The 16,654-nt window shown below is 43.9% G+C and carries 16 protein-coding genes; 14 read left to right on the forward strand and 2 right to left on the reverse strand.

Annotated features, from left to right (window positions below):
• Positions 1 to 7 precede the first annotated feature (7 nt).
• The 11 genes from rpoZ to PCY71_RS13900 all read left to right on the forward strand — a co-directional run bounded on the left by rpoZ (position 8) and on the right by PCY71_RS13900 (position 11,968).
• Positions 8 to 322, forward strand: coding sequence for a DNA-directed RNA polymerase subunit omega (gene rpoZ / locus PCY71_RS13850; protein WP_002893503.1), 315 nt, complete (start codon positions 8 to 10; stop codon positions 320 to 322).
• A gap of 60 nt (positions 323 to 382) precedes the next feature.
• A complete protein-coding gene (locus tag PCY71_RS13855) occupies positions 383 to 2,770 on the forward strand; it encodes a primosomal protein N' (RefSeq protein ID WP_301412779.1) in 2,388 nt (795 codons plus the stop codon).
• 83 nt (positions 2,771 to 2,853) lie between these two features.
• Positions 2,854 to 3,789, forward strand: a complete 936-nt coding sequence (gene fmt, locus PCY71_RS13860) for a methionyl-tRNA formyltransferase (RefSeq protein ID WP_301412780.1) — start codon at positions 2,854 to 2,856, stop codon at positions 3,787 to 3,789.
• Positions 3,779 to 5,095: a 16S rRNA (cytosine(967)-C(5))-methyltransferase RsmB gene (gene rsmB, locus PCY71_RS13865; protein WP_002905186.1), complete on the forward strand. Its 1,317-nt coding sequence runs from the start codon at positions 3,779 to 3,781 to the stop codon at positions 5,093 to 5,095. Before fmt ends, rsmB begins: the two co-directional genes overlap by 11 nt.
• Before the next feature lie 18 nt (positions 5,096 to 5,113).
• Positions 5,114 to 5,854, forward strand: coding sequence for a Stp1/IreP family PP2C-type Ser/Thr phosphatase (locus PCY71_RS13870; RefSeq protein WP_002905185.1), 741 nt, complete (start codon positions 5,114 to 5,116; stop codon positions 5,852 to 5,854).
• Positions 5,851 to 7,701 (forward strand): Stk1 family PASTA domain-containing Ser/Thr kinase, encoded by a 1,851-nt coding sequence (gene pknB / locus PCY71_RS13875; RefSeq protein ID WP_002896966.1) that lies wholly within the window; start codon positions 5,851 to 5,853, stop codon positions 7,699 to 7,701. The genes PCY71_RS13870 and pknB overlap by 4 nt, the downstream gene beginning before the upstream one ends.
• Before the next feature lie 143 nt (positions 7,702 to 7,844).
• The gene (gene liaF, locus PCY71_RS13880; protein ID WP_002893496.1) at positions 7,845 to 8,540 is read left to right on the forward strand and encodes a cell wall-active antibiotics response protein LiaF; all 696 of its coding nucleotides are present in this window, start codon (positions 7,845 to 7,847) and stop codon (positions 8,538 to 8,540) included.
• Positions 8,537 to 9,556 carry a sensor histidine kinase gene (locus tag PCY71_RS13885; RefSeq protein WP_048773584.1) on the forward strand — a complete coding sequence of 340 codons (1,020 nt, stop codon included), beginning with the start codon at positions 8,537 to 8,539 and terminating at the stop codon, positions 9,554 to 9,556. Before liaF ends, PCY71_RS13885 begins: the two co-directional genes overlap by 4 nt.
• The gene (locus PCY71_RS13890; RefSeq protein WP_002893493.1) at positions 9,534 to 10,166 is read left to right on the forward strand and encodes a response regulator transcription factor; all 633 of its coding nucleotides are present in this window, start codon (positions 9,534 to 9,536) and stop codon (positions 10,164 to 10,166) included. Before PCY71_RS13885 ends, PCY71_RS13890 begins: the two co-directional genes overlap by 23 nt.
• A gap of 39 nt (positions 10,167 to 10,205) precedes the next feature.
• The gene (locus PCY71_RS13895) at positions 10,206 to 11,606 is read left to right on the forward strand and encodes a bifunctional Cof-type HAD-IIB family hydrolase/peptidylprolyl isomerase (protein ID WP_048773586.1); all 1,401 of its coding nucleotides are present in this window, start codon (positions 10,206 to 10,208) and stop codon (positions 11,604 to 11,606) included.
• Positions 11,606 to 11,968: a S1 RNA-binding domain-containing protein gene (locus tag PCY71_RS13900; RefSeq protein ID WP_048773588.1), complete on the forward strand. Its 363-nt coding sequence runs from the start codon at positions 11,606 to 11,608 to the stop codon at positions 11,966 to 11,968. The genes PCY71_RS13895 and PCY71_RS13900 overlap by 1 nt, the downstream gene beginning before the upstream one ends.
• Before the next feature lie 104 nt (positions 11,969 to 12,072).
• On the opposite strand, the gene cysK is transcribed toward PCY71_RS13900, so the two are convergent.
• Complete coding sequence (cysK, locus tag PCY71_RS13905; RefSeq protein ID WP_002893488.1) at positions 12,073 to 13,002, reverse strand: cysteine synthase A; 930 nt, start codon at positions 13,000 to 13,002, stop codon at positions 12,073 to 12,075.
• Positions 13,003 to 13,102: 100 nt separating this feature from the next.
• The gene (locus PCY71_RS13910; RefSeq protein ID WP_048773590.1) at positions 13,103 to 13,735 is read right to left on the reverse strand and encodes a YigZ family protein; all 633 of its coding nucleotides are present in this window, start codon (positions 13,733 to 13,735) and stop codon (positions 13,103 to 13,105) included.
• 65 nt (positions 13,736 to 13,800) lie between these two features.
• Here PCY71_RS13910 and PCY71_RS13915 point away from each other — a divergent pair, with 65 nt between their 5' ends.
• The 3 genes from PCY71_RS13915 (at position 13,801) to raiA (ending at position 16,385) form a co-directional block, all read left to right on the forward strand.
• Positions 13,801 to 15,099, forward strand: a complete 1,299-nt coding sequence (locus PCY71_RS13915; RefSeq protein ID WP_048773591.1) for a DEAD/DEAH box helicase — start codon at positions 13,801 to 13,803, stop codon at positions 15,097 to 15,099.
• Positions 15,096 to 15,761, forward strand: coding sequence for a ComF family protein (locus tag PCY71_RS13920; protein ID WP_048773594.1), 666 nt, complete (start codon positions 15,096 to 15,098; stop codon positions 15,759 to 15,761). The genes PCY71_RS13915 and PCY71_RS13920 overlap by 4 nt, the downstream gene beginning before the upstream one ends.
• Before the next feature lie 81 nt (positions 15,762 to 15,842).
• Positions 15,843 to 16,385, forward strand: a complete 543-nt coding sequence (gene raiA / locus PCY71_RS13925; protein WP_002903257.1) for a ribosome-associated translation inhibitor RaiA — start codon at positions 15,843 to 15,845, stop codon at positions 16,383 to 16,385.
• Positions 16,386 to 16,654 lie beyond the last annotated feature (269 nt).

A 16,654-nucleotide genomic window follows, 5' to 3' on the forward strand; every position in this document is an offset into this window, starting at 1 on the left:
GAAAATTATGATGTTAAAACCGTCTATTGACACTTTGCTGGACAAGGTTCCGTCAAAATATTCCTTGGTTATTTTAGAAGCTAAGCGCGCTCATGAGCTTGAAGCTGGAGCTCCTGCTACGCAGGAATTCAAGTCTGTCAAATCCACTCTTCGTGCTTTAGAAGAAATTGAATCCGGCAATGTCGTTATCCATCCAGATCCAGAAGGCAAGCGCGAGGCAGTTCGCCGTCGGGCAGAAGAAGAGCGCCTGCGTAAAGAAGAAGAAGAACGCAAGATTAAAGAGCAAATCGCTAAAGAAAAAGAAGAAGGTGAGAAGATTTAAGGTTGGGGGTGCTCAATCTTATTTTTTCTGTAATGACGTTTAGGAAAGTGGGGTGAGAATGTGAAGCTAGCAAAGATTATTGTGGATGTTCCTCTAATGCAGACGGACAAGCCCTATAGTTATGCTATTCCAGAAGAGTTTGCAGGGATGCTGGCAGCTGGCATGCGAGTCCATGTCCCTTTTGGGCAGGGAAATCGCCTGATTCAGGGGATTGTGGTCGGCTTTGATGAGACGGGAGGCCAAGAAGAGCTGAAGGAAATTGCGGAAGTCCTTGATTTCAGGCCAGTACTAAACCAGGAACAGCTCTGGCTGGCGGATGAGCTGCGCAAGTCAGTCTTTTCTTATAAGATTACCCTTTTAAAGGCCATGCTGCCTAGTCTTCTCAACTCCAGCTATGATAAACTACTCTATCCGACGGAGCTGCTGAATGATGAGGAGCGCTCAGCTATATTTGGTCAGGAGAACAGTCTTCGCTTTTCTGATTTGGACAAGAAAAGTCAGGCTAAGTTGATGCGACTGACCCAGACTGGCCGCATTCGGCTGGAGTATCAGGCGACGGACAAGAAGCATATTAAGACTGAGAAATGGTATCAGGTCAATCATACCGCTCTGCAAAATCATGACCTTCCCCGACAAGCCAAGAAAAAACAAGCATTAAAAGAAGTCTTGCTGGAACAGAGAGATAGCCAGCTCTTGGCTGATTTGCGAGAAAACTTTTCGCGCGATATTATCAATTACTTTATCAAAGAAAATCTAATTAGCATTGAAGATAGAGAAATCAGCCGTTCTGCTGCTTATTTCCAAAAGGAGCGGCAGCAGCAAAGTCTGACCTTAAACGATGAACAGGCCGTAGCGGTTGCAGCAATCACTCAGAAAATTGGTCAGAGTCATTCTCAGCCAGTTCTTTTAGAAGGGGTTACAGGCAGTGGGAAGACCGAAGTTTACCTACAGGTCATCGCAGAGGCACTGGCCCAAGGCAAGACCGCTATCATGCTGGTTCCGGAGATTTCTCTGACTCCGCAGGTTACTGACCGCTTTATTTCTAGATTTGGCGACCAAGTTGCTATTTTGCATTCAGGCCTGTCTGACGGTGAGAAATATGATGAGTGGCGTAAGGTGGAGCGAGGAGCTGCTCAGGTTGTTGTAGGCGCGCGTTCAGCTATTTTTGCTCCGCTGACAAATATTGGAGCCATCATCATTGATGAAGAGCATGAATCCTCCTATAAGCAGGATTCCAATCCTCGCTATCATGCCAGAGAGGTGGCTCTCCTGCGAGCTCAGTACAATCAAGCTGTTTTAGTGCTGGGGTCGGCGACTCCGAGCCTGGAGAGCCGTGCTCGAGCAAGCCGTGGTGTCTATGATTTTCAGCTGCTCAGTAAGCGCGCAAATCCGCTGGCGCAGATTCCTCAAGTGGAAGTGGTGGATTTTCGGGATTATATCGGCCAGCATGAAGCCAGTAATTTCACCCCAGTCCTGCTAGAGGCTATTCAAGATCGTCTGGATAAGGGAGAGCAGACGGTTCTCATGCTTAATAGGCGGGGGTATTCCAGCTTTGTTATGTGTCGGGAATGTGGGACCGTTGATAGCTGTCCCAACTGTGATATTTCTCTGACCCTGCATATGGACACTAAGACCATGAACTGCCACTACTGTGGTTTTACTAAGAATATTCCTCAGAGTTGTCCTAACTGTGCCAGCCGCAGCATTCGCTATTATGGGACTGGGACACAGAAAGCTTATGATGAGTTGGTTCAACTTTTTCCGCAGGCTCGCATTTTGCGGATGGATGTAGATACGACCCGTAAGAAGGGCAGTCATGAAGCCATTTTAGAAAGCTTTGGTCAGGGACAGGCAGATATTCTCTTAGGCACTCAGATGATTGCTAAGGGGCTGGATTTTCCAAACGTGACGCTGGTTGGTGTACTCAATGCGGATACTGCTCTCAATCTGCCGGACTTTCGCTCTTCAGAACGAACCTTCCAGCTGCTGACTCAGGTGGCAGGCCGTGCTGGTCGGGCTGAAAAGGCTGGTCAGGTCTTTATCCAGTCCTATAATCCTCATCATTATGCCATTGAGTTTGCCAAGCAGCAGGATTACGAGGGCTTTTATGCTTATGAAATGGGAATCCGCCGGCAGCTAGGTTATCCGCCATATTACTTTACGGTCGGCCTGACTCTGTCACACAAGGATGAAGAGACAGCAGTGCGAAAAGCTTATGAAGTTATGGATATTCTGCGGAGCGGTCTGTCAGAAAAAGTGCAAATCCTGGGTCCAACGCCGAAGCCGATTGCCCGCACCCACAATCTCTATCATTATCAGATTCTACTCAAATATCGCTTTGAGGACAAGCTGCAGGCGACGCTAAATCAAGTCTTGGACTGGACGCAGAATCGGGACAATAAAGATTTACGCCTGACAATTGATAATGAGCCACAAAATTTTATGTGAAGCATTTTAGCCGAGATTAAGGTTGTTGTAGACGACTTCTGATATAATAAGGGAAGGAACAAAGAAGGAATCAATAGTTGAAAATGATGAAAATAATATTTATGGGAACACCGGACTTCTCAGCGACTGTCCTAAAAGGGCTGCTGGACAGCGGTCAATATGAAGTGTTAGCAGTGGTAACGCAGCCGGATCGTGCCGTCGGTCGAAAAAGAGAGATTCGCATGACTCCAGTAAAAGAGTTAGCCTTGGAATACAAGCTTCCGGTTTATCAACCGGAAAAGCTAGCTCAAAGCTCAGATTTAGAGGAGTTGATGAACTTAGAAGCAGATGGTATTGTCACAGCTGCTTTTGGGCAGTTTTTGCCTAGCCGCTTGCTGGACAGTGTTGACTTTGCGGTGAATGTTCATGCCTCTTTGCTGCCTAAATACCGAGGTGGTGCACCCATTCACTATGCTCTGATCAATGGCGATGAGCAAGCGGGTGTTACGATTATGGAAATGGTCAAGGAGATGGATGCTGGAGATATGATAGCCAGTAAGGCGACGCCGATTGAAAAGACTGACAATGTCGGAACTCTCTTTGAAAAATTGGCGCTTATCGGTCGAGATCTGTTATTGGATGTTCTGCCAGCTTATAGGGCTGGGCAGATTATCCCTCAGCCGCAGGATCCTAGTCAGGTCACTTTCTCTCCGAATATCAGCCCAGAAGAAGAGAGGATAGACTGGAGCAAAACAAACCGCCAAATTTTCAATCAAATTCGTGGCATGTATCCTTGGCCAGTAGCTCATACCTTGCTGCAGGGGCAACGCTTTAAGATTTACGAAGCAGATATGATGGCTGGTAGCGGTCAGCCGGGACAGATATTGTCTATTAGTAAAAAAGAACTGGTGGTTGCAGCTGGTAAGGGAGCCCTCTCGCTGAAGACGGTTCAGCCTGCTGGTAAGCCCAAGATGGCTATCGTTGATTTTTTGAATGGACTGGGCCGCAGCCTGTCCCTAGGAGATACTTTTGGAAAGTAAGCAAAAAACGGCCCGTTGGCAGGCCTTGGAAATTTTGGAAGAAGTTTTTGAAGAAGGAGCCTATTCCAATATCGCCTTAAACCGGGCTTTGAGTCAAAGTCCGCTGAGTCAAGCAGATAAAGGTCTGGTAACAGAGCTGGTTTACGGCACAGTTGCTCGGAAAATCACTCTGGAATGGTATCTTTCCCATCTGATTGAGGATAGGGATAAATTAGATAACTGGCTCTACATTCTGCTTATGCTCAGTCTGTACCAGATGCTCTATCTGGACAAAATCCCTCAGCATGCAGCTGTTCATGAGGCTATTGAGATTGCGAAAATACGTAAACGAGGCAGCGAAAAATTTGCCAATGCCTTGTTACGTAGGATTGAGCGTGAGGGTGTGGCTGATTTTGAAACAATCAAGCGCAAAAACAAGCGCTATTCGATCCAGTATTCTTTGCCGGTCTGGCTGGTCAAAGACCTGATAGAAGAGTTTGGCGAAGAAAGAGCTCTAGCTATCTTTGCCAGTCTCTTTGTTCGCAGCAAGGCCAGCATTCGCGTGACGGATATGTCGCGCAAGGCAGAGCTTCGCCAGCTTTTAGGGGCTGAGGACTCGCTCTTATCTCCGTCAGCCTTGGTTAAAAGACAGGGGCATTTTGCTGGGCATCAGCTCTTTGAAAGCGGAGCGATTACGATTCAGGATGAGTCTAGCCAGCTTGTGGCTCCAACTCTGGACATCGAAGGAGAGGAGGAGATTTTGGATGCTTGCAGTGCACCGGGCGGCAAGACTGTCCACATGGCTTCCTATCTGACGAACGGTCACATTACAGCCTTAGATCTCTACGATCATAAGTTAGAGCTCGTAGAAGAAAATGCAGAAAGACTGGGCTTGGCTGATAAAATCACTACGAAAAAGCTAGACGCGACCAAGGTGTTTGAGACATTTGGCCCAGATGCTTTCGATAAAATCCTGGTGGACGCTCCTTGCTCAGGTATTGGCTTAATTCGCCGCAAACCAGATATAAAATATAATAAAGAAAATGCGGATTTTGAGAATTTACAAAAAATTCAGCTGGATATACTAGACAGCGTTTGTCAAAGTCTACGTAAAGGTGGTATAATAGCTTATAGTACTTGCACGATTATGGCCAAAGAGAATTTTGAGGTTGTCGAGAAATTTCTGGCCAGTCATCCGAATTTTGAGCAAGTCTTATTAGACCATGAAAGAAAAGATATCGTCAAAGACGGCTGTATCTTGATTACGCCGGAATTATATGAAAGCGACGGATTTTTTATCAGTCAATTTAGGAAGATATCGGAATAAGAGGAGGAAACTGACAGTATGGAAATTTCATTATTAACAGATGTTGGTCAAAAGCGTACAAATAACCAAGATTATGCCAATCTTTTTGTGAATCGGGCGGGCAAAACTCTGATTATCTTGGCAGATGGTATGGGCGGCCACAGAGCTGGAAATATTGCCAGTGAAATGGCTGTGACAGACTTAGGAGCTGCCTGGGTTGATACACAGATTGATTCGGTGAATCAAGTACGTGAATGGTTTGCAGAGCACTTGGAAAAGGAAAATCAGCGCATTCATCAATTTGGTCAAGATGAAGAATACAAGGGCATGGGCACGACTTTGGAAGCCTTGGCTATCATTGATAATCAAGCCATCTATGCCCATATCGGCGATTCTCGTATTGGCTTGATTCGCGGTGATGAATACCGTCAGCTGACTAATGATCACTCACTTGTTAATGCTTTGTTGAAAGCTGGACAGATTACTCCAGAAGAAGCAGAGCGTCATCCGCAGAAGAATATCATTACCCAGTCTATTGGCCAAAAAGACGAAGTACAGCCTGACTATGGCATGATTACCTTGGAGGATGGTGACTACCTCCTGCTCAACAGTGACGGTCTGACCAATATGATTTCAGACAGTGAAATTTGTGACATTGTCACCAGCGATATCAGCCTGTCTGAAAAAACACAAACCTTAATTCGCTTTGCCAATAATGCTGGAGGGCTGGATAACATCACAGTTGCTCTGGTTCGCTTTGACAAGGAGGATAAGGCATGATTCAAATCGGCAAAATCTTTGCCGGGCGATATAAAATCATCAAGCAGATTGGCCGAGGAGGCATGGCAGATGTCTATCTGGCCAAGGACTTGATTTTGGATGGTGAGGAAGTTGCGGTAAAGGTTCTTAGGACCAATTACCAGACAGATCCTATCGCTGTCGCGCGTTTCCAGCGGGAAGCTAAGGCGATGGCTGACTTGGACCATCCGCACATCGTTCGGATTACTGATATTGGGGAAGAAGATGGCCAGCAGTATCTGGCTATGGAATACGTGGCAGGTCTTGACCTCAAGCGCTATATCAAAGAGAATTCTCCGATTTCAAATGAAGAAGCAGTCAGAATCATGGGACAAATCTTGCTGGCGATGCGCTTGGCGCATACACGCGGCATTGTCCATCGTGACCTGAAACCACAAAATGTCCTCTTAACCCCAGATGGCAATGCCAAGGTAACAGACTTTGGCATTGCGGTTGCCTTTGCAGAGACTAGTCTGACTCAGACTAACTCTATGCTGGGCTCGGTTCATTATCTATCTCCTGAGCAGGCACGTGGCTCTAAAGCAACTGTTCAGAGTGATATTTATGCGATGGGGATTATTTTTTATGAGATGTTGACAGGTCATATCCCTTATGATGGGGATAGTGCCGTTACGATTGCCCTTCAGCATTTCCAAAAGCCGCTGCCATCCATCATTTCTGAAAATCCTAATGTTCCTCAGGCCTTGGAAAATGTCGTCATTAAGGCAACAGCCAAAAAACTGACGGATCGTTATCAGTCAGTTGCAGAGATGTATGTTGACTTGTCCAGCAGCTTATCTTATGAGCGTCGCAATGAAAAGAAATTAGTCTTTGATGATGTTGCGAAAGCAGACACCAAGACCTTGCCAAAAATCTCACCTGTACCGCAGCCAGCAGTTCCACCTGTTAAGCCAACTCCGCCTAAAGCGGAAGCGACTGAAGTTAAGGAAGAGATAGCCGATGCGGTTAAGAAAGTTCCAAAGAAACGTCGTTTGAGAACGCGTTACAAAGTACTTTTCTTTGCAGTCCTATTGGTTTTGGCGGCTTTTGTTGTCCTTCTTTATAATAGCCCATCCAATACCAGCGTGCCAGATGTTTCTGGTCAGACTGTAGCAGAGGCTCGTTCCGCTATCGAAGCTAAGAAGCTGGTTGTCGGAGACGAAAAGGAAGAATACAGCGACAATGTCGAATCTGGCAAAGTCATTAAAACTGATCCACAGGCCAATAGTCAGCGCCGCGAAGGCAGCAAGATTGACCTGATTATCTCCAAGGGGCCCAAGACCTTTGTGATGGAAGATTATACTGAGAGACTGAAAGATGCGGCCGTCAAAGATTTGAAAGAAAACTTTAAGGTTCCTGAGAAATTGATTGAGATTGTTGAGGAGGAATCGGACGAGTACGAGCCAGGTCAGGTGATTCGTCAGTCACCGGCAGCTGGTTCGACCTATGATTTGACTTCTAATCATAAGATCAAGCTGACAGTAGCCAAAGAAGTAACTAGTGTATCCATGCCTGACTTTGGCAGCATGCAGTACACCTACGCCAATGCACGTTCTTACTTGATCCAAATGGGAATTTCTTCTTCCCGAATTGAGCGAGTTGTTGACCGTTCGGTCACTTCTACTCAGGCAGACTTGGTAACTTCCCAGTCACCAGCAGCAGGTCAGACTATTGACCTCAAATCTAATGAAAAAATCACTCTTTACGTGACAGAAGCAACGACACCATCATCATCTAGTTCGTCATCATCATCTAGCAACTCGAAGAGCAGTTCATCGTCCGATGATGAAAGTCATTCTAGTAGCTCTAGTTCTTCAGAACATCAATGATGAAAGACCATTCCTTTTAAGCTTTCTGGCTTGAAAGGATGGTTTTTTCTTTTTTGCTGGACAAATTTCCCCATTTCATGCCTTGGACGGAGGTTTTTTGGTTTAATTTTGTTAAAATAGGAAGGTAGAGAAAGGAAACGGCTATGTGGAAGGTTCAATTATTTGTCTTTGTTGAAACAGTCTTATTATCCATGGCATTGGTGACCATGTTGGCAGCTGATTTTTCACGAGTTGTCATTATATTGGTCCTTTTTTTGCTGCTGCTCTATTATTACTTCGGCAAGCAAAAAGGGAATTTTCTGCTAGTCGCTTCCATGATTATGCTGTTTTTCATTATTATGCTCAATCCCTACGTCATTGCTGCCCTTTTATTTGCGCTGGTTTATGGGATGATTGTGGCCTACCCTTATATCTATAAGGAAAATCAAGAAACCCATCTCGTTTACGAAGAAGATGTGGAAATTCAGAGTGAGAAGAATCGCTGGCTGGGGGACCTGCAGCATTTTTCTAAGGACAGCTGTCAATTTCACGACATCAATCTCTTGCGCATTGTTGGGAAAGACACTATTCATTTGGAAGACGTGATTTTGGTCAACCATGATAATGTCATTGTCATTCGAAAGGGTTTTGGTGATACCAAGATTATTGTGCCGCTGGATGTGGAAATTCAACTGCAAATCAATACTCTTTACGGGGAGCTAAACTTTCTGCATCATCCATCTCGCAAGCTGCGCAATGAAACCATTTCGCTGACGACACCAGACTATAAACGGGCCAATAAGACAGTGAAGATAGTCCTCGTCAGCTTCTTAGGAAATGTGGAGGTTGTCAGAAAGTGAAGAAATCAAATTATTTTCTCATTCTCCTCTATACTTTCTTTGTCTTATTTATCATCTTTCATTATATTTTCAATATTTTTGATTTTACTTGGCAGGAGCTCTTTAATGATTTGGAGCTGTTGCAGTCTTTTGTTTTCTTTGTTGTGATTATCGGTTTATCACTGACCATTCTGATTGTGATAGCAGCTCGCTTGATACAATATCTGTCGGTAGCCCATGTGCAAAAAAATCTTCGGCGTTTGCTGGATGGACGGAGGCTGGAGCCGACAGACCAACCCGAGCTGGATCGCTCTCTGCATCAGCTCGAGAGGAGGCTGCACCGTCTGACAGAGAATCTCCAGAAGTCTGAAAACCAAACCTTGCAGACAGAAGAAAAAATTATCGAAAAAGAACGGCGGCGGATTGCGCGTGATTTGCACGATACTGTCAGTCAGGAATTATTTGCAGCCAATATGATTCTTTCAGGAGTGGCTGGAAATGTAGAACGGCTTGATGGAGAAAAACTGCAAAAACAGCTCAAGGGGATTGCCGATATTCTGGACACAGCCCAGAAGGATTTACGGATTCTCCTGCTTCACCTGCGGCCTACAGAGTTGGAAAATAAGACTCTGGTCGAAGGGATGGATGTGATTATCAAGGAGCTGACTGATAAAAGCGACATTGATGTTCATTTCAATCATCAGGTTGGGCATCTACCTAAACAGATGGAGGAGCATGTCTTCAGAATCATGCAGGAAATTATCAACAACACACTGCGGCATGCCCAGGCCAGTCGGTTGGATATTTACCTCTATCAGGCACCTAATGAGCTTAAAATCAAGGTATCTGATAATGGCATTGGTTTTGATCCGCTGGCCCAGGATGAACTCAGCTACGGCTTGAAAAATATGGAAGACCGTGTACGGGATATGGCGGGCACTTTTAAGCTTTTGACAGCCCCCAGAAAAGGTCTTTCTATTGAAATCACAATACCTTTACTAGAAGGAGAAGATCATGAAGATATTGTTAGTGGATGACCATCAGATGGTCAGATTGGGATTGAAAAGTTACCTGGAACTGCAAGAGGATATAGCAGAGGTATCCGAAGCAGTCAATGGCAAAGAAGGTGTGGAGAAGGCTTTGGCAAGTCGTCCGGATGTGATTATCATGGATATTGTCATGCCTGAGATGAATGGGATTGAAGCGACACTGGCCATTTTGAAAGAGTGGCCGGAAGCAAAGATTCTGATTTTGACTTCTTATCTGGATAATGAAAAAATTTATCCTGTTCTGGATGCAGGGGCTCACGGGTATATGCTTAAGACTTCCAGCGCTGAAGAAATTCTCCGTGCTGTCAAAAAAGTGGCCAAGGGAGAATTTGCCATTGAAACAGAAGTCAGCAAGAAGGTGGAATATCATCGTAACCATATTGAGCTCCATGAGGATTTGACAGCTCGCGAGCGTGATATTTTAGGGCTTTTAGCCAAGGGATATGAGAATCAACGGATTGCGGATGAGCTCTTCATTTCCCTCAAAACGGTCAAGACTCATGTCTCCAATATCCTGTCCAAATTGGAGGTGAGCGACCGCACGCAGGCAGTTGTTTATGCTTTTCAGCACCATCTTGTCCCACAAGAAGACTTTTAATGGTATAATAGAAAAGATTAAGATTGGACTAGGGGCGATATGAACGCAAAATTAAAGTATAAGGCAAAAAAGATAAAAATTGTCTTTTTCGATATAGATGATACCCTGCGAGTCAAGGATACTGGTTTTATCCCAGACTCTATCCAGACAGTTTTCAAGCAGTTGAAAGACAAAGGGATTTTGACGGGTATTGCGTCTGGACGAGGAATGTTTGGTGTCGTGCCGGAACTGAGAGCTTTGCAGCCAGACTTTTTCGTTACCCTGAACGGAGCCTATGTCGAAGACAGCAAAGAAAAGGTGATTTCTCAGACGGTTATCCCGTCTGATAGAGTGATGTCCTATATTGCTTGGGCTCAGGAAGTAGGGATTGACTATGGTTTGGTCGGCAGCCATGGAGCAGCCTTGTCCAATCGAAATTCTCTGATTTCAGAGGCTATTGATGTGGTTTATCCAGATTTGCCTGTAAATCCAGACTTTCATTTAGACAAGGATATTTATCAGCTTTGGACCTTTGAAGATAGAGGAGATAGCCTGCAGCTGCCAGAGGCATTAGCGGAGCATCTGCGCTTGGTTCGCTGGCATCCTCATTCGTCAGACGTGGTACCAACAGAAGGTTCTAAGGCATCCGGAGTTTCTAAGGTTGTCGAGCATCTGGGCTTCAAACCTGAAAATGTCATGGTTTTTGGCGACGGACTCAATGATCTGGAATTGTTTGACTATGCCGGAATTGGCATTGCCATGGGCGTTTCCCATGAAGAACTGCGAAAAAGAGCAGATTATATTACAAAAACAGTAGAAGAAGACGGTATTTTTGCCGCTTTAGAGGAGTTAGGTATGGTAGAAAAAGAATTACATTTTCCACAAGTAGAACTTGCAGCAGCAGAAGGTCCAAAAGCGACTATCAAGACTAATCATGGGGACATGAAAGTTCAGCTGTTTCCAGAACAGGCACCAAAAACAGTAGCCAACTTTATTGCCCTTGCTAAAGATGGTTATTATGACGGTGTGATTTTCCACCGCATTATTCAGGACTTTATGATTCAGGGTGGCGATCCTACTGGTACCGGTATGGGCGGTCAGTCTATCTATGGTGAGAAATTTGAAGATGAGTTTTCACCTGAGCTTTACAATATTCGTGGGGCTCTTTCCATGGCAAATGCTGGGCCAAATACTAACTGCAGTCAATTTTTCATTGTTCAAAATAAAAATCTACCTTATTCAGCTAAGGAATTGAGCCGCGGCGGCTGGCCTGAAGCTATCGCTGAAGTCTATGCCAGTCAGGGAGGAACTCCGCATTTGGATCGGCGCCACACTGTCTTTGGTCAGCTGGCTGATGAAGCGTCCTATCAAGTTTTGGACAAGATTGCAGCTGTTGAGACGGGTGCGATGGACAAGCCCGTGGAAGATGTTGTGATTGAGACGATTGAGGTAGAAGACTGATGAAAATCGGTGATAAATTAAAAGGCAAAATCACTGGGATTCAGCCTTATGGAGCATTTGTTGAACTGGAAAACGGAACGATTGGCCTGATTCATATCTCAGAAATTCGTCCAGGTTATATTGAAAATATCCATGATAGTGTAAAGGTTGGCCAGCAAGTATTGGTACAGGTTGTGGACTATGATGAATTTTCTGGGAAGTCCAGTCTGTCCATGCGGACCCTAGAAGAAGAAAAGCACCGCCTCCCTAGACGCCACCGCTTTTCAAATGACCGCTGTAAAATTGGTTTTGAGCCTTTAGGCAGACAGCTACCTATCTGGATCAAAGAGGCAAAAAAATTCTTAAAAGAAGAAAAAGTTTAAAAAATATCCTGTTCTCTTATGGAACAGGATATTTTGCTTAGATAGAATTGCTATTCAATTCATAGCCGAGTACTAAGTTGAAATGGACATATTTTTCAAAAATACTAAGCATCAAATTCGTAGAGAGCGGTAGACAGATAGCGTTCGCCGTTATCAGGTGCCAGAGCAAGGACTTTCTTGCCAGCTCCTAGTTTTTTCGCTACTTCAATAGCTGCGAAAATAGCAGCGGCAGATGAAATCCCCACTAGGAAGCCTTCCTGACCGCCAATATAGCGTCCGAATTCCAGTGCTTGATCAGAAGTTACGCGGACAATACCGTTGTAGGCTTCTGTATCCAAGGTCTCTGGAATGAATCCAGCTGAAAGTCCTTGGATTTTGTGAGGGCCTGGCTTCTCACCAGAAAGGATAGCAGATTCGTCTGCTTCAACTGCGTAGATTTGGATGTCCGGATTAACTTTTTTGAGAGCGTGAGATACACCGGAAATAGTTCCGCCAGTTCCGACACCGCCAACAAAAGCGTCCAGTCCAGTTTCACCGAAAGCAGCGATAATTTCTGCTCCTGTTGTTCGTTCGTGAACCTCTGGATTAGCCGGATTGTTAAACTGCAGTGGCAGCCAGCCATTACGTTCTTGCGCAATTTCTTGTGCTTTTGCAATAGCCCCTTTCATCCCCTCGCTACCCGGAGTCAAGACTAACTCTGCCCCATAAGCTTGGATAATCTTGCGCCGCTCCACACTCATGGTCTCTGGCATAACAATGACAACCTTGTAGCCTTTGGCTGCTCCAACCCATGAAAGGCCAATACCGGTATTTCCACTGGTTGCTTCAACGATGGTATCGCCAGGTTTGATGAGGCCATCGCGTTCAGCCGCCTCAATCATGCTGAGAGCAATCCGGTCTTTGACGGAAGAACCAGGATTGAAAGCCTCTAACTTCACATAAACCTCAGCCGCTCCTTCTGGAACCAAGTTGTTCAATTTAACGATGGGAGTTTGCCCAATTAGTTCTGTAATGTTTTGATAAATACGTGACATAGGATACATACCTCAATATAATTTAATAGAATTAGTATAAAATGAAACAAGCGCTTTGTAAAATATAAAAAAGCTATGAGAGCCATAGCTTTTCTTTATGTCAAAACATCAAGGGGACTTCTACTTGGCGCAGTCCTTGATCCATCATCTCCAATTTGCCCTTAAAAAACTCAGTCAGTTTGTCTTTAAGCAGTTCTCTTTCACCTTTGTCAACGAAAAGAAGAGTGGAGACAGTATCTGTAAATTCAGTATCGTATTCAGCAAGATTTTCCGCCTTGAGAAAATTCGCAAAATCCTGATACTGGCTGTAAGACAGTTTTAGGCGCAGGCCAGCCTGTTCTTTTATCTCAACCAGTCCAATCTCCTTAATAGCCAGAGCAACACTGCCGGCATAAGCTCGAATCAGACCGCCGGCTCCGAGTTTAATACCGCCAAAATAGCGAGTAACCACAACGCAAAGATTGGTCAAATTGTGCTTTTCTAGGACTCCCAGCATAGGAACTCCGGCTGTTCCGCTGGGCTCTCCATCATCACTGGTCCGCTTAATATCGCTCTTTTCCCCAATGATAAAAGCAGAGCAGTTATGAGTGGCCTTGTAATGTTCTTTTTTTATAGCAGTGATAAAAGCGCGAGCCTCTTCCTCGGAGTAGACTCTTTTTACATGGCAGATAAAGCGGGATTTTTTAATTTCCTCTTGAGCCATGCCATCTTCTTTAATTGTCTTAAATTCCATAACTATATTTTACAAGAAAATATGAATTTTGCCAAAAAATTACGAATAAATACGAATAAATAAGTATGTTAGAGTTACAAGATTGTTTAGGACGGATATTTACAGAAAGTCAGTTAGAGCCTAGCTTGCGAGCACAAGCAAAAGAAATTCCCAGTATCCGAGAAGAAAAAGGTAAGCTCCGCTGTGGACGTTGCAACAGCTTGGTTGAACGAGAAAATCAACTGCCGATTGGCGCTTATTATTGCAGAGAATGCTTAATCTTGGGTCGGGTACGGAGTGACCAAAAACTCTACTATTTTCCTCAAGAGGATTTTCCTAAAAATGAGGTGCTTAAATGGCAGGGGCAACTGACAGAGTTTCAGGGGAAGGTTTCCAAAGGCTTACTTGATGCTCTAGAGAAAAGACAGAATACGTTAGTGCATGCTGTTACTGGCGCCGGAAAAACAGAAATGATTTATCAAGTGCTTGCAAGGGTTATTGATAGAGGAGGAGCTGTTTGCTTGGCCAGTCCGCGGATTGATGTTTGTTTAGAGCTTTATCGGCGCCTTAAAGAAGATTTTTCTTGTGAAATAGCCCTTCTGCATGGGGAGTCAGAAGCTTATTTCCGCAGTCCCTTGGTGATTGCCACCACCCACCAGCTCTTAAAATTTTATCGGGCTTTTGATTTGCTGATTGTGGACGAGGTAGACGCCTTTCCTTATGTAGATAATCCCATGTTGTATCACGCAGTAGAGCGTTCAGTTAAAGAGGATGCTACAACTATTTTTCTGACAGCCACTTCCACAGATGAACTGGATAAAAGAGTTCAAAAAGGTGAGCTGAAACGCCTGAGTCTTCCCAGAAGATTTCATGGTAATCCCTTGACCATCCCTCAGAAAGTTTGGTTATCCGATTTTCAAAAACATCTTCAGAAGAAGAAAATAGCACCTAAACTTTTGAACTATATAGAAAAACAGAGAAAGACTCAATTTCCTCTCTTGATATTTGCTGCAGAAATTCAAAGAGGAGAGGATGTTGCTCAGGCTTTGCAGATAGCTCTGCCTGATGAAAAGCTGGCTTTTGTCGCCTCCACAACAGAAAATCGTCTAGAGATTGTCGAGCAGTTTCGTCACAAGGAGATCGCTATTTTGGTGACAACGACTATCTTAGAGCGTGGGGTAACCTTTCCTGGTGTAGATGTTTTTGTCTTGGAAGCCAATCATCGCCTGTTCAGTCGTAGTGCTCTGGTTCAGATTTCAGGCCGAGTTGGTCGTAGTATGGATAGACCGACTGGACAGTTGCTATTTTTTCATGATGGGACTACCCTTGCTATGGAAAAGGCAATTCGGGAAATGAGAGATATGAATAAGGAGGCGGGATTATGACAGAGTGTCTTTTATGTAAGGAGCAAATTAAGGAGAAAGGCAGTTTTTTACGGCTTTTTCTATTAAAAGAAGAAGGACCAAGCTGCTGCTCAACTTGCTATCAAAAATTTGAAGGCATACCTGAAGAACATTGTCCTCGCTGTTTTCGCGACGGGCAATCAGATTTATGCACAGATTGTCAAAAATGGGAGAAAGAGGGGAATCCAGTCCAGCATCAGTCACTATTTACCTATAATGAAGCAATGAAGAATTATTTCAATCAATACAAGTTTCAGGGAGACTATGTATTGCGCTTTGTATTTGCAAAAGCAGCTAAAAAAGCAGTCAAAATGTTTAGAGAGCATATCATTGTTCCGATTCCAGTCAGTATCGAAAAATTTCAAGCGAGAGGTTTTAATCAAGTGCAGGGGATTTTAGATGCTGCAAACTTGTCATATAGAAATATCTTAGAGAAAAAAGACACCCTAGCACAGTCAAGTAAAACTCGTGAGGAGCGTCTGCAGACGCAGCAGGCTTTTAAAATTAAGAATGGAGTTGATTTGCCAGATAAAATTTTGCTGGTTGATGATATCTATACGACTGGAAAAACCTTGCAATTAGCCAAGCAAATCTTGCTGGAAGCAGGAGTGAAAGAAATTTTGACATTTTCAATCGCAAGATAAGAAAAAATTTGCAAAAAAGGAATGAAAGCGTTATAATGATATTATAAATAAAACATTTATGTTTAGAAAGAAGGTACTTATATGCTTAAATATAGTATCCGTGGTGAAAACCTAGAAGTAACAGATGCTCTCCGTGACTACGTAGTTTCTAAACTTGAGAAGATTGAGAAGTATTTCCAAGCAGAGCAAGAACTTGATGCGCGTGTGAACCTCAAGGTTTACCGTGAAAAAACTGCGAAAGTGGAAGTAACAATTCCGCTAGGCTCCATCACTCTTCGTGCAGAAGATATCTCTCAGGACATGTATGGATCAATTGATTTGGTCACAGATAAGATTGAGCGCCAAATCCGCAAAAATAAAACCAAGATTGAAAGAAAGAATCGCAATAAAGTTGCTACAAGCCAGCTTTTCACAGATTCCTTTGCTGAAGAAGCAGAAGAAGTTCCGTCAAAAGTTGTCCGTTCAAAACACATCGATTTGAAACCAATGGACTTGGAAGAAGCGATTCTGCAGATGGATTTATTGGGCCATGATTTCTTTATCTATTCCGATGCAGAGGACAGTAGCACAAATGTTATATACCGTCGAGAGGATGGAGATATTGGTCTGTTAGAAGTCAAATAAATAAGAAAAGAGGGTTGAGAGCATGTTTCTCAACCTTTTTAGTTTTAGAAAGCTATACTCTCAGGTGACATAAACAAGCCCCTACTTACAAAGATTTAACTTTATACTTAGTTAAAAAAATAAAACTTTTAAAAAAAATTGGAAAAAGGTATTGACAGGTTGGTGGTATAGGTGATATACTAATATAGTTGTCGCGAAAGACAAAGCCCTTTGAAAACTGAACAAGACGAACCAAGTGCAGGGTGACATAGAGATATGTAACCTGTCAA

The sequence above is a fragment of the Streptococcus sp. SN3 genome, from assembly GCF_030439905.1.